The sequence below is a fragment of the Microbacterium sp. P26 genome (assembly GCF_023712585.1).
GTDB lineage: Bacteria > Actinomycetota > Actinomycetes > Actinomycetales > Microbacteriaceae > Microbacterium > Microbacterium algihabitans_A.
In genome coordinates this window covers 15,685-40,021 of sequence record NZ_JAMAXZ010000004.1, presented here as the reverse complement: position 1 = coordinate 40,021, position 24,337 = coordinate 15,685, and the positions used below count along the sequence as shown (strand labels likewise).

At 71.0% G+C, this 24,337-nt stretch carries 20 protein-coding genes; 18 read left to right on the top strand and 2 right to left on the bottom strand.

Going from position 1 to position 24,337, the window contains the following annotated elements; translation table 11 throughout:
- Position 1 precedes the first annotated feature (1 nt).
- The 10 genes from M3667_RS09450 to M3667_RS09405 all read left to right on the top strand — a co-directional run bounded on the left by M3667_RS09450 (position 2) and on the right by M3667_RS09405 (position 11,821).
- On the top strand, positions 2 to 1,045 hold the full coding sequence (locus M3667_RS09450; RefSeq protein WP_251507577.1) for an ABC transporter permease: 1,044 nt from the start codon (positions 2 to 4) through the stop codon (positions 1,043 to 1,045).
- Between the two features lie 3 nt (positions 1,046 to 1,048).
- The gene (locus tag M3667_RS09445; RefSeq protein ID WP_251507576.1) at positions 1,049 to 2,815 is read left to right on the top strand and encodes a dipeptide/oligopeptide/nickel ABC transporter permease/ATP-binding protein; all 1,767 of its coding nucleotides are present in this window, start codon (positions 1,049 to 1,051) and stop codon (positions 2,813 to 2,815) included.
- Positions 2,812 to 3,582, top strand: a complete 771-nt coding sequence (locus M3667_RS09440; RefSeq protein WP_251507574.1) for an ABC transporter ATP-binding protein — start codon at positions 2,812 to 2,814, stop codon at positions 3,580 to 3,582. The genes M3667_RS09445 and M3667_RS09440 overlap by 4 nt, the downstream gene beginning before the upstream one ends.
- Positions 3,579 to 4,766 carry a M20 family metallopeptidase gene (locus M3667_RS09435; RefSeq protein WP_251507572.1) on the top strand — a complete coding sequence of 396 codons (1,188 nt, stop codon included), beginning with the start codon at positions 3,579 to 3,581 and terminating at the stop codon, positions 4,764 to 4,766. The genes M3667_RS09440 and M3667_RS09435 overlap by 4 nt, the downstream gene beginning before the upstream one ends.
- Before the next feature lie 7 nt (positions 4,767 to 4,773).
- Positions 4,774 to 6,522 (top strand): GAF domain-containing protein, encoded by a 1,749-nt coding sequence (locus tag M3667_RS09430; RefSeq protein ID WP_251507570.1) that lies wholly within the window; start codon positions 4,774 to 4,776, stop codon positions 6,520 to 6,522.
- A 121-nt stretch (positions 6,523 to 6,643) separates the two neighbouring features.
- Entirely contained in the window at positions 6,644 to 7,918 is a 1,275-nt protein-coding gene (locus M3667_RS09425) for a hydroxymethylglutaryl-CoA reductase, degradative (RefSeq protein WP_251507568.1), read from the top strand.
- Positions 7,915 to 8,892, top strand: coding sequence for a hydroxymethylglutaryl-CoA lyase (locus M3667_RS09420; RefSeq protein ID WP_251507565.1), 978 nt, complete (start codon positions 7,915 to 7,917; stop codon positions 8,890 to 8,892). The genes M3667_RS09425 and M3667_RS09420 overlap by 4 nt, the downstream gene beginning before the upstream one ends.
- Positions 8,889 to 10,118, top strand: a complete 1,230-nt coding sequence (locus M3667_RS09415) for a CaiB/BaiF CoA-transferase family protein (RefSeq protein WP_251507563.1) — start codon at positions 8,889 to 8,891, stop codon at positions 10,116 to 10,118. The genes M3667_RS09420 and M3667_RS09415 overlap by 4 nt, the downstream gene beginning before the upstream one ends.
- On the top strand, positions 10,115 to 10,957 hold the full coding sequence (locus M3667_RS09410; protein ID WP_251507561.1) for a MaoC family dehydratase N-terminal domain-containing protein: 843 nt from the start codon (positions 10,115 to 10,117) through the stop codon (positions 10,955 to 10,957). Before M3667_RS09415 ends, M3667_RS09410 begins: the two co-directional genes overlap by 4 nt.
- 27 nt (positions 10,958 to 10,984) lie before the next feature.
- Positions 10,985 to 11,821, top strand: coding sequence for a hypothetical protein (locus M3667_RS09405; protein ID WP_251507559.1), 837 nt, complete (start codon positions 10,985 to 10,987; stop codon positions 11,819 to 11,821).
- Positions 11,822 to 11,952: 131 nt separating this feature from the next.
- Here M3667_RS09405 and M3667_RS09400 read toward each other — a convergent pair whose 3' ends face one another.
- Positions 11,953 to 12,513 (bottom strand): flavin reductase family protein, encoded by a 561-nt coding sequence (locus M3667_RS09400; protein WP_144834659.1) that lies wholly within the window; start codon positions 12,511 to 12,513, stop codon positions 11,953 to 11,955.
- Positions 12,514 to 12,838: 325 nt separating this feature from the next.
- Here M3667_RS09400 and M3667_RS09395 point away from each other — a divergent pair, with 325 nt between their 5' ends.
- The 6 genes from M3667_RS09395 to M3667_RS09370 all read left to right on the top strand — a co-directional run bounded on the left by M3667_RS09395 (position 12,839) and on the right by M3667_RS09370 (position 20,186).
- Positions 12,839 to 13,825, top strand: coding sequence for an ABC transporter substrate-binding protein (locus tag M3667_RS09395; protein ID WP_144834661.1), 987 nt, complete (start codon positions 12,839 to 12,841; stop codon positions 13,823 to 13,825).
- A 133-nt stretch (positions 13,826 to 13,958) separates the two neighbouring features.
- A complete protein-coding gene (locus M3667_RS09390) occupies positions 13,959 to 15,533 on the top strand; it encodes a sugar ABC transporter ATP-binding protein (protein ID WP_251507557.1) in 1,575 nt (524 codons plus the stop codon).
- Positions 15,530 to 16,573, top strand: a complete 1,044-nt coding sequence (locus M3667_RS09385; RefSeq protein WP_144834665.1) for an ABC transporter permease — start codon at positions 15,530 to 15,532, stop codon at positions 16,571 to 16,573. The genes M3667_RS09390 and M3667_RS09385 overlap by 4 nt, the downstream gene beginning before the upstream one ends.
- Entirely contained in the window at positions 16,573 to 17,595 is a 1,023-nt protein-coding gene (locus M3667_RS09380) for a sugar ABC transporter permease YjfF (protein ID WP_251507554.1), read from the top strand. The genes M3667_RS09385 and M3667_RS09380 overlap by 1 nt, the downstream gene beginning before the upstream one ends.
- Before the next feature lie 52 nt (positions 17,596 to 17,647).
- The gene (locus tag M3667_RS09375) at positions 17,648 to 19,180 is read left to right on the top strand and encodes a sugar ABC transporter ATP-binding protein (RefSeq protein ID WP_154097744.1); all 1,533 of its coding nucleotides are present in this window, start codon (positions 17,648 to 17,650) and stop codon (positions 19,178 to 19,180) included.
- Complete coding sequence (locus tag M3667_RS09370; RefSeq protein ID WP_251507552.1) at positions 19,173 to 20,186, top strand: LacI family DNA-binding transcriptional regulator; 1,014 nt, start codon at positions 19,173 to 19,175, stop codon at positions 20,184 to 20,186. Before M3667_RS09375 ends, M3667_RS09370 begins: the two co-directional genes overlap by 8 nt.
- Positions 20,187 to 20,246: 60 nt before the next feature.
- On the opposite strand, the gene M3667_RS09365 is transcribed toward M3667_RS09370, so the two are convergent.
- The gene (locus M3667_RS09365; RefSeq protein WP_144834673.1) at positions 20,247 to 21,773 is read right to left on the bottom strand and encodes a CitMHS family transporter; all 1,527 of its coding nucleotides are present in this window, start codon (positions 21,771 to 21,773) and stop codon (positions 20,247 to 20,249) included.
- A gap of 191 nt (positions 21,774 to 21,964) precedes the next feature.
- On the opposite strand from M3667_RS09365, the gene M3667_RS09360 reads away from it, so the two are divergent.
- Entirely contained in the window at positions 21,965 to 23,596 is a 1,632-nt protein-coding gene (locus M3667_RS09360; RefSeq protein WP_251507550.1) for a sensor histidine kinase, read from the top strand.
- Positions 23,593 to 24,243, top strand: a complete 651-nt coding sequence (locus M3667_RS09355; RefSeq protein ID WP_144784459.1) for a response regulator — start codon at positions 23,593 to 23,595, stop codon at positions 24,241 to 24,243. Before M3667_RS09360 ends, M3667_RS09355 begins: the two co-directional genes overlap by 4 nt.
- The last annotated feature ends 94 nt before the right edge of the window (positions 24,244 to 24,337 follow it).

Sequence of the window (24,337 nt, the reverse complement as noted above, 5' to 3'; positions counted from 1 at the left end):
CATGACCGCGACCCCTCCGCCCGCCGTCGCCGACCTGGCCGGCGCCCCGACTGCCGCCCTCGCGGTGCGGGCGGAGGGGCGCGCCCCTGGGCCGCAGCTGACGCCGCGCGCCGCTTTCCTCCTGCGCCGACTCGGCCGCCTCCTCGTCTCGCTGGTGGTGGTCGTGGTGGCCTCGTTCTTCCTCGTGCACCTCGTGCCCGGCGACCCCGTGCGAGCGGCGCTCGGCATTCAGGCCTCCCCTGAGCTGGTCGCCGCCACCCGCGCCGAACTGGGCCTCGACAAGCCCATCCCGGTGCAGTTCATCGACTACGTCGCCAATCTCCTGCGCGGCGACTTCGGCGAATCCATCCGCACGGGCCGCCCGGTCGCCGAGACCATTGGCCAGCGCTTCCCCGCCACCGTGACGCTGGGTGTGGTGAGCTTCCTCGTCGCCGTCTTCGCCGCGGTGCCGATCGGCATCGGCGCGGCCGTCGCCCTCCAGCGGCCCGGACGCAAGGTCGCCGACGCGCTGATCTCGGGCGTCCTCGGCATGCTCATCGCCGTCCCGGGCTTCCTTCTCGCCGTCGGGCTCATCGCGCTGTTCGCGGTGCAGCTGCGCTGGCTGCCGGCGGCGGGGTGGGGCAGTCCCCAAGACGCCGTTCTCCCCGTCCTCGCCCTGGCCCTCGGCCCGCTCGCGTATCTCGCCCGCATCGTGCAGGTGGAGATGTCGGGAGTGCTCGGGGCCACGTACATGACGACGGCCCGCGCCAAGCGCCTCCCCGGACGCCTGCTGTACATGCGACACGCGCTGCCGAACATCATCACCGCATCCCTCACCGTCAGCGGACTGCTGCTGAGCGGCATGATCGCGGGCACCGTCCTCATCGAGACGATCTTCGCCATCCCCGGGATGGGCGGTGTGATGGTCCCGGCCGTCAGCGCGAAAGACTATCCCATCGTCCAGGGCCTGGTCATCGTCTACGCGCTCATCATCCTCGGCGTGAATCTCGTCGTCGATCTCATCCTCGTGACCGTCGACCCGCGGTCCTCGATCACGGAGGGCTGACCCGTGACCTGGCGCTCCCGTCTGCTCTCTCCGTCCGGCATCGCCGCAGCCATCGGCGTCGTGCTATTCCTCTTCCTGGCCATCGCGGGCCCGACGATCTTTCTCGCCGCCGCGGAGACCTCGAACGTCCCCGCGCGACTTCTCCCGCCGAGCCTCGAGCACCCGTTCGGCACCGATGACCTCGGTCGCGACATCTTCGCCCGGGTGCTCGTGGCTGCCCGCGTTTCGCTGCTTCTGACCCTCGGCGCGACCGTCGTCTCGACGGTCGGCGGCATCGCCTACGGACTCATCGCGGTGGTCCTGCCGCGGCACGTCCGGCGGCTCGCGACGGGGCTGCTCGACATCCTGCTGGCGTTCCCCTGGTTGCTCATGGTGCTGTTCTTCACCGTCATCTGGGGTGCGAGCGCGATGAGCGCGATGTTCGCGATCGGCATCTCGGGCATCCCCTTCATGGCGCGATTGGTCTACAACCTCGCGTCCTCGGTGTCGGGCCGAGACTACGTGCGGGCTGCGCGCGTCGTGGGCGTGGGGCCCATCGGCATCCTGGTGCGGCACATCCTGCCCAACATCGCCAATCCCCTCTTCGTCAACGCCGCAGCGACGGCGAGCGTCACCCTGCTGTCATTCGCGGGGCTGTCGTTCCTCGGACTGGGCGTGCAAGCGCCGGAGTACGACTGGGGCCGCCTGCTGCAGGACGGCATCACCCGCATCTACGTCAATCCGCTCGCCGCGATCGGCCCCGGTATCGCCGTCGTGCTCGCGGGACTCGTCTTCACTCTCGTCAGCGAGGCTCTCGCCGGCTCCCGCGGCGGCGGTCGGTCCGCCGTCGCGCGCCGTGTGCTGGGTGCGGTCTCGCCGACCCGACGCCAGGGCGCGGGCTCCGCGTCGCGCGCCGCCGCGCCGGGCGAGCCGATCGCCGAGATCGCCGACCTGCGTGTGGCGTTCGCCACGGCCGACGGTGGCGAGGTCGAGCGCGTGCGCGGAGTGAGCGTGCGGATCAAGCCCGGAGAGGTCGTCGGCATCGTCGGCGAATCGGGCTCCGGAAAGTCGCTCACCGCCATGGCCCTCGCCGGCCTCCTCGGCCCCGACGCACGGATCGAGACGAGCGGGCACCGTTTCGACGGCATCGACATGACCCGTCCGCTCACCGCGGCGGACCGGTCGACCCTGGGTGTGGAGCTCGGCATGGTCTTCCAAGACCCGCTCACCTCGCTCAACCCCGCCCTGACGATCGGGCGGCAGCTCACCGAGGTGCCCGAGGTGCACCTGAAGATGTCCCGCGGCGAGGCCCGAGCGCACGCGGCGGCGGCTCTGGAGGCCGTTGGCATCGCCGATGCAGCGCGGCGGCTCGGACAGTATCCCCACCAGTTCAGTGGCGGCATGCGCCAGCGCGCGATGATCGGTCAGGCCCTCACCGGCCGCCCCAAGCTCATCATCGCCGACGAGCCCACGACAGCCCTCGACGTGACCGTGCAGCGGCAGGTCATGGGTGTGCTGCGGCGCGCGCAACGCGACACCGGCGCGGCCATCGTGTTCATCTCGCACGACATCGCCCTCGTGTCGGCGTTCTGCGACCGGGTCCTCGTGATGAAGGACGGACTCGTCGTGGAAGAACTCGACGCCGAGCGCATCCGCGAGGACGCGACCCACCCGTACTCGCGGGCCCTGATCGCGTGCCTGCCCGACATGACGTCCGACCGCACTCGTCCTCTGCCGGTGATCCCACCCGAGGTCGCGGCATCCGCGCTCGCCGAGGAGGTGGGGGTGTGAACGCCCTCGAGATCGACCGTCTCTCCGTCCGTTACGCGCGCGCGACCGTCGTCGACGACGTCTCGCTCGTGGTTCCCGCCGGGCGCACGCTCGGGCTCGTCGGGGAGTCGGGATCGGGCAAGAGCACGATCGCCGCGGCGGCAGTGGGGCTGGTCGCCCCGGCCTCGGGTGAGGTGCGGGTCGGCGGGGTCGTGGCATCCGGCCGCGGAGCCGCCGCGCGCGCGGCCCGACGGCGCCTGCAGCTGGTCTTCCAGGATCCGTTCTCGGCGCTCGATCCGCGCATGAGCATCGGAGACTCGATCGCCGAGGCGTTGCGATCCAGCGGCAAGACGTTCTCGCGCGACGCGCGCGTCGCCCGGGTGCGCGAGCTGTTGGGCCTCGTCCACCTCGACCCCGATCGTGCGGACGATCTTCCCGCGGCGTTCTCGGGCGGTCAGCGTCAGCGCGTCACCATCGCCCGCGCGCTCGCGGGGGAGCCGAGCGTGCTGATTGCCGACGAGGTGACGAGCGCCCTCGACGTATCGGTGCAGGGGGCGATCCTCAACCTGCTGCGTGAACTGCAGGAGCGCTTCGGGCTGTCGATGCTGTTCATCTCGCACAATCTCGCGGTCGTCCGCTACATCAGCGACGAGATCGCGGTCATGCGCCAGGGTCGCATCGTCGAGTCGGGCCCGACCGAGCAGCTGCTCGCCGCCCCCTCCGAGGCGTACACCCTCGATCTGCTCGACGCGGTGCCGGTGCTGGGAGTGCGGATGTCGACGGAATGATCGCCTTCGCCGACGCCGCTGCGCTCATGCTGCCCGCCCTCGTCGCGGTGCGCCGAGAACTCCACGGCATCGCCGAGGTCGGACTGCATCTGCCCGACACCCAGGCGGTGCTCCTGCGCGAGCTCGAGGGCCTGGGGCTCGAGGTCACGGTCGGCACGGCCCTGTCCTCGGTCGTCGCGGTGCTGCACGGGGGTCGACCCGGACCGACCGTCCTGCTGCGCGCCGATATGGACGCCCTCCCCCTCATCGAGGCGACCGGGCTGCCTTTCGCCTCTACTCGCGGCACGATGCACGCGTGCGGACACGATCTGCACATGGCGGGGCTCCTGGGAGCCGCGCGCCTGCTGACCGCTCGTCGTGACGAGCTCCCCGGCTCGGTGATCTTCATGTTCCAACCGGGCGAGGAGGGCTTCGCCGGCGCGCGCCTCATGCTCGAAGAGGGGGTGATGGATGCCGCGGGGGCGGCGCCCGTCGCCGCGTTCGCCCTCCATGTGGACACCATGACCGATGCGGGGACGTTCGTCACGCGGCCCGGTCCGATGATGGCGAGCGTGAGCGCGGCGACGGTGACCGTGCGCGGAACGGGAGGACACGCGGCGATGCCGCATCAGGGTGTGGATCCTGTCCCGACCGCGGCGGAGCTCGTCCTCGCGGTGCAGACCTTCGCAGCGCGACGTCTTCCGGCGACCGATCCGGCCGTCATCTCGGTCACGGGTCTGCGCAGCGACTCCGCCGCCGGCAACGTGCTGAGCGAGACGGTCGAGCTCGTGCTCAACGTTCGCACGTTCTCTGCGACGACCCGAGGCCGCGTCCGCGACGAGCTGCCCGGACTGCTCCGCGGCATCGCCGCAGCGCACGGGTGCTCTCTCGACGTGGATTGGGTCGACTCCTATCCGGTCACGGTGAACGACCCGGCGGAGACCGCGCGCGCTCTCGCCCTGTTGCGCGCCGCCCACGGCGACGAGAGGGTGTCGGTGCTGTCGGCTCCTTCGCCGGCATCCGAAGACTTCGCCTACGTGTTGGAGCGCGTGCCCGGCGTCCTTGTGTTCCTCGGCGTCGCACCGGTGGGCGAACGCACCCCGTTGCACGCCGATCGCGCGATCTTCGACGACGCGCAGCTGGGCTTGCAGTCGGCGACCCTCGCCGATCTGGCCTGGAGTCGATTGCACGACGCGGACGCGTGAGGTCGCCGTGCGTGCTCCGACCACCGGCTCCGCCGCGCCCGTCGATACGACGGCCGACGTCGCAGCCCTGCGTCGTCGCACGGGAGAGCTGACCGCGCTCATCGCGAGCGCGCGTGAACTCACGGCGGTCCGGGATCCGGATGCCGTGCTCTCGCGTCTCGTCGAACGCGCACAGGAGCTGCTCGTCGCCGACGTGGCCTATCTGTCCGCGTTCGACGACGGCGATGCGACTCTTCGGGTGCGGGCCTCGCGCGGAGCGGTGACCAGCGCGCTGCGTGAGCTGATCGTCCCGCCCGGGCGGGGGCTGGTCAGCGCGATCGTCGAGACGCGCATGCCTCGGGCCGTGCGACGGTACGACCTCGTCGCGCCGGAGCGGCACACCTCGGGACTCGATGCGGCCGTCGCCGGCGAGGGGATCGTCTCCCTGCTCGGGGTCCCGCTGCTCTCGGATGCGCGCGTGTTGGGGGTGCTGTTCGTCGCCGAGCGACGCGAGCGTCATTTCACCCCCGACGACATCGCCCTGCTGGCCGCGCTCGCCGACCATGCCTCGGTGGTCATGCAGACCGCCGCGGCGCTCGCCGACGCCCGCCAGCAGGCCGCCGTTGCGAGGGAGGTCGCCGCAGAACTCACCGCGCACGTGGCGGCCCGTGACCGCGCGAACCGCGTGCACCGAGAGCTCGTCGACGCCGTTCTGGCCGGGGGCGGGCTCGACCCGGTCGCCGGTGCCCTCGCGAACGCCCTGCAGGCGCCGGTCGCGATCGTCGGGGCCGCGGGGAGCATCGTGGCCCGCGAGGGCGACGTCCGTCCGGAACTGATCGTGGGCGTGCTCGCCCCGACCGCCGGGGAGGAACCCGACCGCATCGTCAATCGACTGGTGGCCGGCGGTCGTGTCCTGGGCGCCGTCGTGGTGGGACGGTCGACGCGCGGACTCGACGAGGTCGACCACCGCACCATCGAACGCGCGGGGCAGGTCGCCGCTCTGCTCGCGCTGTCCGACGAGGCGGTGGCGGAGGCCGACCACCGCCGGCGATCCGATCTGCTGATCGACCTCGTCACGGCGTCTGCCCACCGACGGGCCGATGTGACGGCGGCCCTGCGGCGGGTGGGGATCGACGATCGCGCCCTCGGCGCGGTGACCGCCTTCGCCGTGGCGGGGGATCGGCGCGCTGCGGCTACCCGGGCGATCGCCCGTCGATTCGGCTCGTCGGCGCTGGTGGGCGAGCTGGACGGCCTCGTGATGGCGGCACACGAAACCGCGCTCGACGCGGCGGAGTTCGCGGCGATACAAGACGACCTCGGCGCCGGGGTGCTGGCGGTGACCGGTGTCGCCCCCGACGGCGAGATCGCGCGTACCGCGGGCGAGGTGCGCTCCGCCGTCGCTCTGTCGCGCGCGCTCGGTCTGCGCGACGTCCGGGTCGAGGCGGATGCCCTGCTGCCCTACGCCGCCGCGATCGGTGCCGACAGCCGCGCCGTGCGTGGGTTCCTCGACGGAGCCCTCGGGGCGGTGCGTCGACACGACGCCACCCGCGGGAGCGACCTGCTCGCGACGCTGCGCGCCTTCGTCCGTCACGGCGCGAGCCCCACCCGAACGGCCCGCGCACTGACCTTTCACACGAACACGATCCTGCAGCGGCTCGAGAAGCTCGACACCCTCCTCGGGGAGGGGTGGCGCGGCGACGAGCGATTCTTCCGCCTGTCGGTCGCCGTGCGACTGGACGAGCTGCGCGAACGACTCGAGCGCGGTGACGGTGGATGAACCGCCCACTCCCGCAGGGGAGCGCTGTGCGATCGATCCGTACCGAGCTGCTCGTCGCCGACCTAGCGTCGAAGGGACGCCGTGGTCGCTGCGGTGTCTCATCGCCCGCGAAGGAGCCCGCGTGACCACCACCAGCCGCCTGTCCGGTCTGCGCGACCACGAACCCCTCGAGCGTCGCAAGCTGGTGGCCGAAGCGGCCGGCCTCGACGCGGAGAGCCTCTCCGCCCTCGATCCGGCGCAGGGACTCACTCTTTCGCAAGCCGACCACATGGTCGAGAACGTCGTGGGACTCATCGGCATCCCCGTCGGTGTCGCGACGAACTTCCGCGTCGACGGTGTCGACCGCCTCGTACCGATGGCGACGGAGGAGCCTTCGGTCGTGGCCGCCGCGTCCAACGCGGCGCGCATCGCGCGCGCGACGGGCGGTTTCTCCACCTCATCGACCGGCGACGTGATGATGGCCCAGGTCCAGGTGCTCGACGTCATCGACCCCGAGGGGGCGAGGATGCGTTTGCTCGAGGTCCGAGAGGAACTCCTCGCCCTCGCCAACGCGCAGGACCCGATGCTCGTCTCACTCGGGGGCGGTGCGACCGACATCACGGTGCGCACCCTGGTCACGCGCACCGGCGTGCAGGTGATCCTGCATCTGCACGTCGACGTGCGCGACGCGATGGGGGCGAACGCCGTGAACACCATGGCCGAAGCTCTCGCCCCGCGTGTCGCCGAGATCGCCGGGTCGCGCACCCTTCTGCGCATCCTCACCAACAAGGCGGACCGTCGTCTCACCCGTGCCCGTGCCGTCTTCCCGGCGGACCTGTTGGGCGGCGCCCAGGTCGTGGCCGACATCGAAGCGGCCAGCGCGTTCGCCGAGGTCGATCCCTACCGGGCGGCGACCCACAACAAGGGCATCATGAACGGCATCACGGCCGTCGTCCTCGCCACCGGCAACGACACCCGGGCCGTCGAGGCCGGATGCCACTCCCACGCCGCTCGCGAGGGGTCGTACCGGGCGCTGTCGCGCTTCGAGCGCAACGCGGCCGGAGACCTGGTCGGAACCCTCGAGGTGCCTCTCGCCGTCGGACTCGTCGGCGGCGCGACGCGGGCGCACCCGACGGCCCGGGCGGCGGTCGACCTGCTCGGTCTCGCGTCGGCGCGCGAGCTCGCGGCGACCATCGCGGCCGTGGGGCTGGCGCAGAACCTCGCCGCCTGCCGCGCGCTCGCTGCGGAGGGCATCCAGCGCGGGCACATGACTCTGCACGCGCGGACGATCGCCGCCAGCGCGGGCGCCACAGTGGACGAGATCGCCGGCGTCGCCGCGCGCATCGTCGCCGACGGCCGCATCCGGGTCGAGCACGCGGCAGAGGTACTGGCCGAGTTGCGGAGGATCTCGTCGTGAGCGCGGCGATCCCGTTCCGGGGCCCGCTGCCGGTGCCCGTCTCCGGCCTGCCGGGCGACGTGACCGTGTACGAGGTCGGACCCCGCGACGGGTTGCAGGCCGAGACCGACGTGATCCCGACCGACGTCAAGATCGAGCTGTGCGCACGGTTGTACGCCGCGGGCGTGCGGGCTCTCGAGGTGACGAGCTTCGTGCCCCCGTCGTGGATCCCTCAGCTCGCCGACGCGCGCGAGGTGGTGGCATCCGTCTCGCCACCCGCGGGTGCGCGGCGTGTGGCACTCGTCCCCAATGGCCGGGGACTCGTCGACGCCCTCGCCGCCGGGGTGCGCGAGGTGGCCGTCGTGGTGAGCGCCACCGAGGCGTTCGCCCGCGCAAACCTGAACACCGATCGCGCCGGTGCCGTCGCCCGCGCGATCGAGGTCGCCGGAGCCGCTCGCGCGGCCGGTCTTCCCGTCCGGGGATATGTGTCGATGGCGTTCGGCGACCCGTGGGAAGGAGCGGTCGACGTCGGTGCCGTCATCGACGCGGCCCTCGCGCTGCGCGGTGCCGGATGCCGCACGCTCGCGCTGGGCGACACGATCGGCGTCGCGACCGCCGGTCACATCGAGCGGGTGATCGGCGCGGTGGCGGATGCCGGCATCCCCCGCGACGAGGTGGCCCTTCATCTACACGACACCTACGGTCAGGCCCTCGCCAACGTCTACGCCGGTCTGCGCAACGGGGTGACCGAGTTCGACTCGTCGGTCGGCGGCCTCGGGCGGTGCCCCTTCGCCCCCGGTGCGACCGGCAACCTCGCGACCGAGGACCTCGTCTGGATGCTCGAGGGTCTCGGCATCCGCACCGGAATCGACCTCGCTGCCCTGGCGCGCACCAGCGCCTGGCTGGCCGCTGCGCGCGGACGGCCGCACGCCTCTCGAGTGGCCGCCGCCCTCATCGCCTCCGCACACCCCGACCGGGAGGAGACCCCCGCATGACCACCCCCCTCGACCCCGGCGCAGGTTCCCTCGGCGGAGTCGTCGTCCTCGACCTCTCGCGGGTGCTCGCCGGCCCGTACGCCGCGCAGATGCTGGCAGACCTGGGCGCCACGGTCATCAAGATCGAGAATCCGCGCGACCCGGACGTATCCCGCGGCTTCCCGCCGTACCTGACCGACGGCGACGAGGAGTTCAGCGGGTACTACGCGCAGTACAACCGCGGCAAACTCGGCATCGGCCTCGACCTCGCCGCCCCCGGTGGCCCGCAGACGCTGCTCGATCTGGTCCGCCGCGCCGACATCCTCGTCGAGAACTTCCGCCCCGGCACCATGGCGAAGCTCGGCGTGGGCTACGACGTGCTGCGCGAGGTGAACCCGCGCCTCGTCTACGTCGCGGTGTCCGGCTACGGGCAGACGGGGTCGCGCAGCCGGCGCCCGGCCTTCGACAACACCGCCCAGGCCGCGGGAGGGCTGTGGTCGATGAACGGGTATCCCGACCAGCCGCCCGTGCGCGTCGGGGTGACCATCGGTGATCTGTCCGCCACCCTGTTCGCCGTCGTCGGTACGCTGGCGGCGCTTCGTCATGCGGAGCGCACGGGCAGGGGACAGATGGTCGACGTCGCGCAGGTCGACAGTGTGCTCGCACTCACCGAGACCGCCGTCGTCGACTACACGGTGCGTGGCATCGAGGCCGTTCCTGCCGGCAACGAGCATGCCTGGGTGCGACCCTACGAGCTGTTCGACTGCGCCGACGGGCAGGTGTTCTTCGGCGCCTACACCGACAAGCTCTGGCGGGCGAGCTGCGAGCTGTTCGGTGACGCCGACGTCGCCGACGATCCCGAGATCGACACGATGCGCAAGCGTTTCGATCCCGAGGTCTACGCGCGCCGGGTCAAGCCGCTGGTGGCCGGGTGGCTCGTCGGACGAACCAAGGCGGAGCTCGAGGACATGGCGGGCGACGTCATCCCGCTCACGGCGATCAAGACGATCGGCGAGGTCGTCGACGACCCGGGAACGGCCGAGCGCGACATGATCGTCGAGGCCGACTACGGTCCGCTCGGCGTCCTGCGCATGTTCGGGCAGCCCATCAAGCTCAGTGCCACTCCCGCGACGCCTGGCCGCCGCGCCAACCGCTTCGCCGAGCACTCCGATGTCGTGCTGACCGGCCTCGCCGGGTACGACGCCGAGCAGATCGCACGGCTGCGCAAGGACGGCGCCCTGTCGTGAGCACGACGCGCACGCAGGTCATCGACGCGATCCAGGTCGATGCGTACCGGGGCACCTTCGCCGCGACCGAGCCGGTCCTCGCCGCAGAGGATCCCCTTCCCGCCGGGTGGGAGGGGATCCTCTTCCCCTTCGCTGTGCCCGTCGCCGACCTGCGCCCCGACGGGACGCCCGGGCGCGACGGCATCTTGCCCGAGATCGATCTTCCTCGACGCATGTACGCCGGAGAGGACACGGTGTTCGAGGTGCCACTGCGCCTCGGCGACGAGGTGACGCAGGAGGCGGCCGCGGGATCGATCGCCGAGAAGACCGGTGCGAGTGGCCGGCTCGTCTTCGCCGACATCGAACGCGTCTTCCGCGTCGGAGGCCGCGTCGCCGCCCGCACGACGTGGCACGACGTCTTCCTCGGAGACGTCGCCGGTCCCCCTCGACCGCCGCGGACCGACCCGACGGCGGCGGCGACCGCCGAGTGGGTCGAGACGCTTCGACTGGACGCCCGGCACCTGTTCCGATTCTCCGCCCTCACCTGCAACACCCACCTCGTGCACTACGACAGGGAGTGGGCGCGGAATGTCGAGGGTCTCGCCGACCTCCTGGTGCACGGCCCCCTCCTGCGCATTCTGATGGCGGACGCGGCCCGTCGGCATGCCCGGGGTCGGGTGATGGCGGCGCTGCGTGTGCGGATGACGGCCCCCGCGTTCGTCGACACCGACATCCGCCTGTGCGGCGACGCGGGCTCGACCCGGGTCCGGGCGATCGGTCCGGGCGATGAGGTGCTGGCGACCGCGGAGATAACCTACTGCCGCGCCGAGGCGCGCTCGTCACACGATCACGCGCGGTAGATTCCTGCCACGGCTGAAGGAGAGCGGATGCGGTGGAGACTCGCGGTGATCCTCGCGCTCGCAGCGTGCATCACCGGCTGTTCGACGGCCCCGGCCGAGCCCGCCCCCGCGCTGACCGCCGATCTGTACCAACCCCGCTCCGACATCGCCAAGGGACGCATCGCGGTCAGCGTCACCAACGGTAGTGACCGCACCGTCACGATCACGGGCGTGCGGCTCGTCTCGGCGGACTACCCCGGCGATCCGGCGTGGGACGGTCGCCCCGTCGACCTCAAGCCGGGCAAGGGGTCGCCCGACCTGCGCATCGCGCTTCCGGATGCCGTGTGCGGCGAGCAATCGGCATCCGCCACCATCGAGGTGGATTGGCGGGATGCCGCGTCGTCGAGCACGGAGACCATTACGCCCGGCGACCGGTTCTCGTTCCTCCCGGCGGCTCACGCGACAGCGTGCTTCACCGCCGCGGTCGACAGCGTGGCGACTCTCGAGGCGGCCGACTTCGAGGGCGGCGGGCCGGGGTCCCCCGCCGACCTGGTCGTGGCGATCAGCGCGGGCCGCGGCGACGGATCGTTCACGATCGACTCCGTCGAGGGGACGACGTTGTTGGCGCCGTGGGACGGCGCGGGCGGGGCTCCGACGGTGACGATCTCGCGCGTCGTGCGGGGGACCGACGCTGCGAGCGAGCTGCGCGTGCCCTTCGTCCCCAATCGCTGCGATGCGCACGCGCTCGCCGAAGACAAGGTCGGCACGCTCATCCCGTTCGCCGTCACCACGGCCGACGGTCAGACGGGGACCGTGCGGCTGACGGCGTCCGACGACCTGCGCCGCAAGATGTACGACTTCTACGCGGCGTCCTGCGGCCTCTGACGCGAACCCGCGGGGCCCTTCACGCTGAGACTGCATCTCGCTGACGGGTCCGCTGCAGCCTGACGCGGACTTGTCAGCGAGGTGCAGTCTCGACGACGGAGAAGGGGCGGGCCGACGCCGGCCGACGTGGCTCAGTCGAGGCGCGAGTGCTCGCCGAGGCGGTGCCAGGTGCGGTTGTGGTAGACCAGCGCGGCGCCGGGCTCACCGGGCTCGAGGTCGCGCTCGACGTCGACCTGCAGGGCTTGGGCGGCGATGACCGTGGAGCCGCCGGCATCCATTCGGCTGACGATCTTGCACCGCAGCCACGCCCGCACGCCGTGGTAGACGGGCTCGCCGGTGGCCAGGCGCGACCAGGTCGACGTGTCGGCGAAGCGGTCGAGGCCGCTGGTCGCGCCCGCGCGGGCGAGCGAGATGTCTTCGGCGTCGAGCAGGTGCACCACGATCGTGTCGGCCGCGATGATCGTGGGCGTCGCCGACGACAGCGCCGACACCGAGAAGATCAGCAGCGGCGGATCGGCGCTGACCGACGACACCGACGAGGCGGTCAAGGCGACGGGGCCGTTCTCTCCGTACGCGGTGATGACCGCGATCCCGCCCGGGTGCCCGCGGAACGCGCGCTTGAAGTCGTCCGCCGAGACCGAGGTGCCGATGGCGGGAGTGCTCTCGGGGGCTGCATGCGGAAGGGAAGTCATACATCCACGGTAGGCGCTCACCGGGCGCGGGGCATCGCTGGGCGCAACACGACGAAACGCTCCCGTGCCCGTCATCGACCGTTCGTGCGCGGATCCCCGGCGGGCCGGCGGCCGCACTCGCGCCGTCGCGCCCCGGCGGCGAAGGCCCCCGTCGCCCCGCCATGCGCCCAGTGTGAAGCTTCACATTTATCAATCCGTGACACTTGCGGGAGCGAGATTGCTTGACAGCACGCGTTGTGTGAGCGCTAACATTCCAACACGGCGCACCCGAGGTGCTGCACACATGACACCGGCACAGGCGCCGGCGAAACGAGGAGGTTTCATCATGAAGGCGAACAAGATCATCGCGGGCGCAGCGCTCGTCGGAGCGATCGCACTCACCGCGACCGGCTGCGCAGGCGGCGGGGGAGCAGCGGCGGGCGGCGGCGGAGGCGGCAGCGACGTCATCACGGTCGGCTTCGCGCAGACCGGCTCCGAGAGCGGCTGGCGCAGCGCGAACACCGAGTCGATGAAGGAGGCGTTCAGCGAGGCCAACGGCTTCAACCTCATCTTCAACGCGGCCGACAACAAGCCCGAGGCGCAGATCGCCGCGGTCCGCAGCTTCATCAACCAGGGCGTCGACGCGATCGTGCTCGCTCCCATCGTCACCGACGGCTGGGACGACGTGCTCAAAGAGGCCAAGGACGCCAACATCCCGGTGATCCTCGAAGACCGCACGGTCTCGGCATCCGAAGACCTCTACGCCAGCTGGGTCGGACTCGACTTCAAGAAGGAGGGCGAGACGGCCGGCAAGTGGGTGGCCGACAACTTCGGCTCGACGCCCACCAACATGGTCGTGCTCGAGGGCACCACCGGATCGTCGGCGGCGACCGACCGGGCCGAGGGCTTCAACTCCGCGATCTCGGGCACCGACATCAAGGTGCTCGACTCGCAGACCGGCAACTTCACCCGCGCCGAGGGCAAGACGGTGATGGAGGGCTTCCTGCAGAAGTACGGCTCGCAGATCAACCTGCTCTTCGCGCACAACGACGACATGGGTCTCGGCGCGCTCGAGGCGATCAAGGCGGCGGGTCTCACGCCCGGCACCGACATCAAGATCGTCACGATCGACGCTGTCAAAGACGGCATGACCGCGCTGTCCAAGGGCGAGTTCAACTACATCGTCGAGTGCAACCCGCTGCTGGGTGAGAAGGCTGCCGAGATCGTGAAGAAGGTCGTCGCGGGCGAGTCCGTCGACAAGAGCTACATCGTCGAAGACCAGGCCTTCGACCAGGAGCAGGCCGCCAAGGTCCTCGACAGCCGCCCCTACTGATCCGCAGGGATCGGCCGTCGTTCCCACGGCGGCACCCGTCCGATCGCCACGGCATCGACGGAACATCCTCCCCGGCGTGCGGGGCCGGGCCCTCCCCGGTCCCGCACGCCACCGATCAGAGAAAGCGATCGACATGACACCCGAACGATCCGCCGTGGTCGAGATGAGCGGCATCACGATCCAGTTCCCCGGGGTGAAGGCGCTCGACGACGTGGACTTCACCCTCCGCGCCGGCGAGGTGCACTCGCTGATGGGCGAGAACGGAGCCGGCAAGTCCACTCTCATCAAGGCGCTGACCGGGGTCTACGGCATCGACGCGGGCAGCATCCGCGTCGCCGGTGAGGAGCGGCACTTCCGCACCACCGCCGACGCACAGGCCGCCGGCGTCGCCACCGTCTACCAAGAGGTCAACCTCTGCCAGAACCTCACCGTCGGTGAGAACGTCATGCTCGGCGCCGAGATCCGCCGAGCGGGCATGGTGGATTGGAAGGCCACGCACGCCGCGGCCGCCACCTACCTCGCCGAGCTGGGCGTGCACATCGACACGCGTTCGATCCTCGCCAGCCACTCCATCGCGGTGCAGCAGCTGGTCGCCATCAGCCGCGCGATGGTCGTCGACACCAAGGTGCTCGTGCTCGATGAACCGACCTCGAGCCTCGACCGGGGCGAGGTGGAACAGTTGTTCTCGGTGATCCGCGACCTGCGCGACCGGGGGGTGGCGATCCTGTTCGTGTCGCACTTCCTGGACCAGATCTACGAGATCTCCGACCGGCTGACGGTGCTGCGCAACGGCACGCTCGTCGGCGAGTACGCCATCACCGAGCTCGGCCGCGAGCAACTCGTGGCCAAGATGATCGGCCGCGAGCTGGGGGAGCTGGAATCGCTCTCCGCCAGTGCCGAGCGGCCCATCGACCGCACGGGTACGCCCGTGCTGCGGGCCTCGGGCCTCGGCCGCAAGAACGCCCTCGAGCCCGTCGATCTCGAAGTGTTCGGGGGCGAGATCGTCGGGCTCGCAGGGCTCCTGGGTTCGGGTCGCACCGAGCTCGCGCGACTGCTCGCCGGTGCGGACCGTCCCGACCAGGGATCCGTCGACGTCGGCGGCACCGCATCGCGCACGGGCTCGCCCCGTCACGCCCTCGACCGCGGCATCGCGTTCTCGTCGGAAGACCGTCGTGCCGAGGGCATCGTCGGCGACCTCACCGTCGCCGAGAACATCGTGCTCGGCATCCAGGCCCGACGCGGGGCGATGCGCCGCATCAGCGCCGCCGAGAAGCAGGCGGTCGTCGACGAGTACATCACCGCCCTCGGGGTGCGGCCCGCCGACCCGAACGCCCTCATCCGCAACCTCTCGGGGGGCAACCAGCAGAAAGTGCTGCTCGCCCGGTGGCTGGCCACCGCCCCCGAGCTGCTCATCCTCGACGAGCCCACGCGCGGCATCGACGTCGGCGCCAAGGCCGACATCCAGCGCAAGGTCGCCGAGCTCGCCGAGAAGGGCCTGTCGGTCGTCTTCATCTCGTCGGAGCTCGAGGAGGTGCTGCGCATCGCCCAACGGGTGGCGGTGCTGCGCGACCGTCGTAAGATCGGCGAGCTGGCCACCCGCGACGTCGATCTCGACGCCCTGGTGACCTACATCGCCGAGGGGCAGTCGCAGCAGGCCGCGCCCACCGTACCCGAGACAGTGTCGTCCGATCGGGAGAAGATCGCATGAAGAAGTTCCTCGCGCACCGCCTCGTCTGGCCGATCGCCGCGCTCCTCGCGCTGATCGCCGTCAACACGATCTCGCGCCCCTCGTTCTTGAGCGTCACCGTGCAGAACGGTCAGCTCTACGGCTCGCTCATCGACATCCTGCGGAACAGCGCACCGTTGATGCTGGTCGCGCTCGGTATGACCCTGGTCATCGCCACGCGCGGCATCGACCTCTCGGTCGGGGCGATCATGGCCGTCTCGGGAGCCGTCGCGCTCACCGTGATCGAGGCCTCACCCGACCCGGGCAACCTCGGCGTCGTCTTCACCGCGATCGCCGCGGCCGTGGGCGTCGCCCTTCTGCTCGGGGTCTGGAACGGGTTCCTCGTCTCGGTCCTCGGCATCCAACCCATCATCGCCACGCTCGTGCTCATGCTCGCCGGTCGCGGTGTCGCCCTGCTGATCACGGGCGGCTTCATCACGACCATCAACAGCGATCCGTACAAGTTCATCGCGGGCGGGTACGTCCTGGGACTGCCGTTCGCGTTCTACGTCTCGATCGTCGCGGTGCTCGTCATCGGCGTGCTCGAGCGGCGAACGGCCCTGGGCATGCTGACCGAGGCGGTCGGCATCAACCCCGAGGCGAGCCGTCTGGCGGGCGTCCGCTCGCGCGGCATCATCTGGGGCGCCTACATCGCCAGCGGTGCCTTGGCAGGCATGGCGGGAATCCTCTACAGCTCGAACATCATGGCGGCGGATGCCAATGCGGCAGGGCTCTACATCGAGCTCGACGCGATCCTCGCCGTCGTCCTGGGCGGCACCTCGCTCGCGGGCGGCAAGTTCAGCCTCGCGGGCACCGTCGTGGGCGTCTTCACCATCCAGACGCTCAAGAGCACGATCACCTTCCTCGGTGTGCCGCCCGCGGTCAGCCCCGTGTTCATGGCCGTGGCCGTGCTCATCGTGGTGCTGCTGCAGTCGCGTCGGTTCCGCGCGTACTTCCACACGGCGGGCCGCTCCGCGGCGCGCCCGCTCACCCGACGTCCTGACGCAAAGGTGCTGTCCTGATGGCCACTCTCACCGAAGAACGGCGCACGGCGTCGTCGTCGCCCACCTCGACCTACCGTCGCTTCCTCAGCCGCCACATCTCGTGGGTGCCGGTGTTCGCCGCGGTGATCATCCTGGTCGTGATGATCGCGGGGGCCATGTACTGGTTCCCCAACTTCCAGCTCCCGCGCATCATGTCGTCGATCCTGCTCGACAACGCGTACCTGCTCGTGCTGGCCGTCGGCATGACCTTCGTGATCCTCACCGGGGGCATCGACCTGTCGGTCGGAGCGGTGATGGCCTTCACCGGCATCCTTTGCGCGAAGATGCTCTCCGACGGCGTTCCCGTCGCCGTCGCCCTCCCCGCCATGGTGCTCATCGGTGCGGCGATCGGCCTGCTGATCGGCGTGCTCGTGCAGTTCTTCGACGTGCAGCCGTTCATCGCGTCGCTCATCGGCATGTTCCTCGCGCGAGGTCTCGCGTTCGTGGTGAGCCTGGAGTCCATCAAGGTCGACAACGAGGGTCTGCTGTGGCTGCAGTCGACGCGCTTCTCGTTCGCCGGGTGGTACATCACCCCCACCGGCATCATCGCGCTGCTGGTCGTCGCGCTCGCCGCCTTCGTGCTGCGGTACACGCGCTTCGGCCGCACCGTGTACGCGGTGGGCGGCAACGAGCAGTCGGCACGCCTGATGGGTCTGCCCGTCGTCCGCGCCAAGCTGTCGGTCTACGTCATCAGCGGGGTGTGCGCGGGGCTGGCGGGCATCGTGCTCACGGCCTACTCCGGTGCGGGATATCCGCTGAACGGTGTGGGCACCGAGCTCGACACGATCGCGGCGGTCGTCATCGGCGGCACGCTGCTCACCGGCGGCAGCGGCTTCGTGGTGGGCTCCATGATCGGCGTCTTCGTCTACGGCCTGATCCGCACGATCATCTCGTTCTCGGGTGCCGAGCAGTCGTGGACGCGCATCACGGTGGGTGCCCTGCTGCTGCTGTTCGTCGTCGTGCAACGGGTCATCGTGTCGCGCTCGGCGCTGAGTCGGTGATTCTTCCGGGTCGTGTCGGCGCAGCAGGTGCGGCGCGGGCATGATTGACCCCATGTCCGCCGTCGCTCCGCCCCTCCTCGAGGTGCGCGGAGCGACGGTGCGTTTCGGGGTCGAATCGGCCCTCGCCGACGTCGACTTCCGGTTGCTGCCCGGCGAGGTGCACTCGCTCATGGGCGAGAACGGCGCCGGCAAGTCGACCCTCATCAAGGCGATCACCGGGGCGTTGCGCCTCGACGCCGGCGAGATCGCGCTCGACGGCCGCGTCGTGCGGCTGTCGTCGCCGGCCGACGCGCAGGCCCGTGGCATCTCCACCGTCTACCAAGAGATCGACCTGCTGCCCAACCTGACCGTCGCCGAGAACATCTCGCTCGGCCGCGAACCCCGCCGCTTCGGCGTCATCGATCACCGGGCCATGCGGCAGCGGGCCGACGAGGCGCTCGCGGCGCTCGGCGTCGACATCGACGCGGCCTCGGTGCTGTCGTCGCACCCGCTCGCGGTGCAGCAGCTCGTCGCGATCGCCCGCGCCGTCTCGACCGACGTCCGCGTGCTCGTGCTCGACGAACCGACCTCCAGCCTCGATGCCGACGAGGTCGCCGAACTGTTCCGCGTCATTCGCGACCTCAAGGCGCAGGGGATCGCGATCGTGTTCGTCTCGCACTTCCTCGACCAGGTCTACGAGATCTGCGATCGCGTGACGGTGCTGCGCGGAGGACGCCTGGTCGGCGAGTACGGCACGCGCGAACTCCTGCGCATCGATCTCGTCGAGAAGATGCTCGGCGCCACCGCCGAGGCGCTCGCCCCGCTCGGGCAGCGCTCCACCGACCCGGCCGAGGGCCCCACCGTGCTGAGCGCCCGGGGCATGGCATCCGGACCCCGCCTGCGCGGCGCCGACCTCGACATCGCCGAGGGAGAGGTGATCGGGGTGGCGGGCCTGCTGGGCTCCGGCCGCAGCGAGCTCGCGCGGGCGCTCACCGGCGTCGACCACCCCGACTCCGGCGAGCTGCGCATCGACGGCGACCCGGTGCGCCTGTCGACTCCGCGAGAGGCGATCCGGCGTCGCGTCGCGTACTCGTCTGAGAACCGGCGCACCGAGGGGGTCATCGGCGACCTCAGCGTGCTCGACAACATCACCCTGGCGCTGCAGGCCCAGCGGGGCGTGTTCCACCGACTGAGCACGGCGCGGCGGCGCGAGCTCGCGATGAGCTGGGTCGAGGCGCTGCACATCCGCCCCGCCGACATCGATCGTCCCGTCTCGACGCTGTCGGGCGGCAACCAGCAGAAGGTGCTCCTCGCGCGCCTCCTCGCGCTGTCGCCGCGCCTCATCGTGCTCGACGAACCGACCCGCGGCATCGACGTCGGCGCCAAGGCCGAGATCCAACGCCTCGTCGGTGAACTCAGCGACAACGGACTGTCGATCGTCTACATCTCCGCCGAGCTCGACGAGGTGCTGCGCGTGGCCCATCTGGTGGCCGTGATGCGCGACGGCGAGCTCGCCCAGATCGTGCCGGCCGCCGATCTCACCTCCGACGCGCTGCTCGCACTCGTCGCCGGTCACACCACCCCGGAAGCGGGTGACGGTGGCTGACGACAAGACCTCCCGCACCGCCAACATCTTCGACGTCGCACGCCTGGCGGGGGTGTCGCACCAGACGGTGTCGCGCGTGCTCAACAACATGCCCAACGTGCGCCCCGCCACCCGCGCGCGCGTCGAGCAGGCGATCGCGCAGCTGCGGTACAGCCCGTCGCCGGCCGCACGCGCGCTGGTCACGCGGCGCACGCGCACGATCGGCCTCGTCACCCCCGGCACGGTCGACTACGGCCCGTCGTCGATCGCGACGAACTTCAACTTCGCCGCCCGCGCGGCGCGCTACAACGTCGACGCCATCAGCTCGCCGCAGAACGACGTGGCCGCGGTGCGCACCGCCATCGACGGGTTGTTGAAGCAGCGAGTGGATGCCATCGTGCTCGTCGTGGTCGACACCGAGGTGCTCGCGGCGGTGCAGGCCCTCGACATCGACATCCCCGTCGTCGCCTCGGCCAGCAGCGCCCGGCCGCACCCGCGCCTCGTCGCGATCGACCAGTACCGCGGGGCTCGGGGAGCGGTGCGCCACCTGCTCGAGGCGGGCTACGACACGGTGCGCCACATCGCCGGCCCGGCCCGCAACCCCGATGCCGTCGAGCGTCTGCGCGGATGGAGCGACGAGGTCGCGGCGGCGCGCGCGCAGTCGACCCCGGCCGTGCACGGCGACTGGTCGGCGGCGAGCGGCTACCGCATCGCGTCGGAGGCCGACCTCACCCCCGGCGAGGGGATCTTCGTCGCCAACGACCACATGGCGATCGGCGTGTTGTCGGCCCTGCGCGAGCGGGGCCTGCGGGTGCCCGAAGACATCGGCGTCGTCGGCTTCGACGACGTGCCCGAGGCCGCGTTCGTCCACCCCTCGCTGACCACGGTGCGGCAGGACTTCGCCGCTCTGGGCGAGATCCTCATGCAGAAGGTGCTGCTGCTCGTCGAAGAGCCCGACACCGTCACCGAGAGCACGCCCCTGCCGACGCGCCTGATCGTGCGCGCCTCGGCCCCGCCCGCGCGCTGAGTCGTTCCCACGAGAAGACCCCGGATGCCATGGCATCCGGGGTCTCGTCGCATTCGGGCCTCAGCCCAGCAGAGGCACCGCGCCGACGAGCACGCCGACCGCGAGCATCACCAGCGAGACCACGGTCGCGCGCCACAGCACCTTCTTGTGGTGGTCGCCGAGGTTGACCCCGGCGAGCGAGACGAGCAGCAGGATCGCGGGGACCAGCGGGCTCTGCAGGTGCACCGGCTGACCGGTGATCGAGGCGCGGGCCATCTCGACCGGGGCGATGCCGTAGTTCGCCGCGCTCTCGGCCAGCACCGGGAGGATGCCGAAGTAGAACGCGTCATTCGACATGAAGAACGTGAACGGGATCGACAGCACACCCGTGATGACGGCGAGGAACGGCCCCATCGACGCGGGGATGACCTGGGTGATCCAGTCGGCCATGGCGGTGACCATGCCCGTGCCGTTGAGCACGCCGACCAGCACGCCGGCCGCGAGCACCATCGACACGACCCCGACGATGCTGGGTGCGTGGGCGACGATCTCGTCGGCCTGCGAGCGCAGCTTCGGGAAGTTGATCACGAGCGCGATCGCGGCGCCGACCATGAACACGAAGGCCAGGGGGAACAGGTCGAGCACCAGCAGCACCATGACCGCGATGGTCAACGCGAGGTTGAACCAGATGAGCTTGGGTCGCAGGGTCGCGCGGTTGGGGTCGAGCATCGTGTCGGCCATCGCCGTGTCGGCGGCCTCGACGAGCTGCGGGGCGGCGACGGCGGCCCCGCCACCGCGGACGGTGACGATGTTGCCGGTGCGCAGCGACGCGAGGGCGCCGGGCTTGTGCTCGGCTCCGCGGAAGATCTTCGGGGCGCCGAGGCGACCGAAGCCTCCCGGGCCGTCGATCTTGGCGGTGTCGATCGAGCCAGCGAGGCGCTTGCGCTCCGACAGGCCGAGGAACCAGGCGAAGGCGAGAGAGACGACCAGGCCCGCGAGCAGCGAGGGGATCATCGGCACGAAGACGTCGGTGGGCTGCAGGCCGAGGGCGGTGGCGGCGCGAACGGTCGGGCCACCCCACGGCACGATGTTCAGCGTGCCGTTCATGAGGCCCGCGACGCAGGTGAGCACGACGGGGCTCATGCCCAGGCGCAGGTAGAGCGGGAGCATCGCCGAGGTGGTGATGATGAAGGTGGTCGAGCCGTCGCCGTCGAGCGAGACCGCGCCGGCGAGGATCGCCGTGCCGAGCACGATCTTGGCCGGGTCGTCGCCCAAGAAGCGCGTGATGACGCGAATGAGCGGGTCGAACAGTCCGACGTCGATCATGATGCCGAAGTACATGATGGCGAACAGCAGCAGGGCCGCCGTGGGGGCCATCTTGCCGATCGCGTCGATCACCATGTCGCCCAGGCCGAAGCCGGCGCCCGCGATGAGGCCGAACACGGTGGGGACGATGATCAGGGCGACCATCGGGGTCATGCGCCGCGTCATGATCAGCGCCATGAACGACAGGACCATGAGGAAGCCGAGGGCGACGAGCACTCCGTCGGCGGGCGTGTAGGCCACCGCGTACTCTTCGGCTTCGGCCGCAAGGATCAGGGGGGTCATCGCGACTCCTTCGTCGTGGATGCCGGCACGGGGCGCGCCGTCGATTCGGTGACACTACGGACGCGGGGTGCTCGGCCGCGCGCTTGCTCGCATTGCGGGGCGTTATGCGCGTACCGTGTGTTCTGCGCATTTCGCGCACAGAGCCGTGCGCGCCGCCCCGTGCGCCGAAGACGACGAGCGAGGAGGTGCGCATGCGGTTCGCCACGCGGATGCTGCTCGTGCAGATCGCCACCCAGCTCGTGGTCGTTGTCGTCTGCACCGCCGTCTTCGCCTGGCTCGGCGTGCAGCAGCTCAAGGCCGAGGCCGATTCCTCCGCCCTCAACATCGCCCGCTCCGTGGCCGAGGCGCCCGAGGTGCGCGAGCGCGTGGCGCAGTACTCGGCCGATCCCGGGACTCCGGATGCCGCGGACCTCCGCGGCGGCGCGCTGCAGCAGTACGCGGCCGATGTGACCGCCCGCACGCAGGGCCTGTTCGTCGTGATCACCGACGACCACGGCATCCGCCTCGCCCATCCCGATCCGAATCGCTTGGGCGAGGTGGTCAGCACGAGCTTCGCCGACGCTCTCGCCGGGCGCGAGGTCGTGACGTGGGAGACGGGGACGCTGGGCGAATCGGCCCGCGCCAAGGTGCCGGTCTATCCGCCCGGCGGGGGAGCGCCCGTGGGCGAGGTGAGCGTCGGCTTCGAGCGCGCGAGCGTGTTCGACGACCTCCCTGCCCTCATCGGCGGGATCGCGGTGGCCGTGGCGCTCGCCGTGGCGATCGGGGCGGTGGTCGCCCTGCTCATGCGCCGACGGCTCGAGCGACTGACCCTGGGCGTCCAGCCCGAAGAACTCGTCTCGCTCGTGCAGACGCAGACCGCCGTGCTCGAGAGCGCCGACGAGGGAGTGCTCGCCCTCGACGACGCCGGTGTCGTGCGGGTGTGCACGCCCTCCGCCGAGCGGCTTCTCGGGATCACGGATGCCGTCGGCCACCGCCTCGACGAGCTCGGGCTCCCGCCCGCCGTCGTCGCCGCCCTGTCGGCACCGGGTGCGTCGAGCGGGCTCCCGCTGGGAGATCGCGTGGTCTTCCTCGACGTGCGTCCGGTGCGCCGCGGAACGCGCACCCTCGGCCGGGTGGCGACGCTGCGCGACCGCACCGACGTCATCGCCCTGTCCGGCCGTCTCGACAGCGTGCGCGCCATGGGCGATGCCCTGCGCGTGCAGCGCCACGAGAACGCCAACCGCCTGCACGCCGCGGTGGGCCTTCTCGACGCCGGACGCATCGACGAAGCACGCGCGTTCCTCGCCGATCTCGTCGACCGCGGATCGGTGGACTGGGCCGTGCCCGGCATCGAGCTCGTCGGCGACCCCATGCTGCAGTCGTTCCTCGGTGCCAAGGCGCTGTCGGCGCGCGAACGCGGGGTCGCCCTGCGCGTGGCTGACGACACGTTCTCGAGCGCGCCCATCGACGACGTCGAAGACGTGGTCGCCGTGCTCGGCAACCTCATCGACAATGCCGTCACGGCGGCGGCATTCGCTCCCGAACCCCGCGGGGTCGAGGTGAGCGTGCTCGACGACGCCGACGCGGTCGTGCTGACGGTGGCCGACACGGGACCGGGCATCGCCGACGTCGAGGCGATCTTCGCGCCGCGCGAGCGCGGAGACGATCCCGATGCCGTGCACGGACTGGGTATCGGACTCCCGCTCTCGCGCGAGTTCGCCCGACGCCGGGGCGGCGAGGTGTGGGTGGTCGACGCCGGGTGCGGTGATCACGGCGCGGTGGTTGCGGCAAGACTGCCGGGCGTGCGGGGCGGGACGAGCGAGCGAGAGGGAACCAGCGAGTGAACGGCATCCGGGTTCTGGTCGTCGACGACGACTTCCGCGTGGCGGGGCTCCACCGCGATGCGGTGGCGGCGCGGCCGGGCTTCGTCGCGCTCGAACCGGCGCGCACGGTCGGCGAGGCTCGCGCCGCGGTGGCCGCGCACGCGCCCGACCTCGTGCTGGCCGACGTGTACCTGCCCGACGGCGACGGCATCGAACTCGTGCGCTCGCTCGACGTCGACGCGTTCGTGCTGTCGGCGGCGACGGATGCCGCGACCGTGCGCCGCGCGTTCTCGGCCGGTGCGCTGGCTTATCTCGTCAAGCCGTTCGACACGCGCGTGCTCGCCGAGCGCCTCGACCGCTTCGCGCGCTACCGCAATCTGCTGTCGAGCCCGCGCCCGCTCTCGCAGGATGACATCGATCGGGCAGCCGCCGCGATGCGGGGCGAGCGCGACGGACCCTCGCTCGCGCGGTCGGCGACCGAGCAGACCGTGCTCGCCGCGCTCGGCGCCGACGAGGCGTCGGCGACCGAGGTGGCCGAGCGCATCGGGGTCTCGCGTGCGACGGCGCAGCGCCACCTCACGGCGCTCGCCGAACGCGGGCTCGTGCAGGTGAGCCTGCGGTACGGCAGCACCGGTCGCCCCGAGCACCGCTTCCGCGCCGGCGCCTGACGCGGTCGCTGAGCCTGTCGAAGCGCGGTCGCTGAGCCTGTCGAAGCGTCCGCGGTCGTCTGCGGGTCCCGGTCCCTTCGACAGGCTCAGGGAC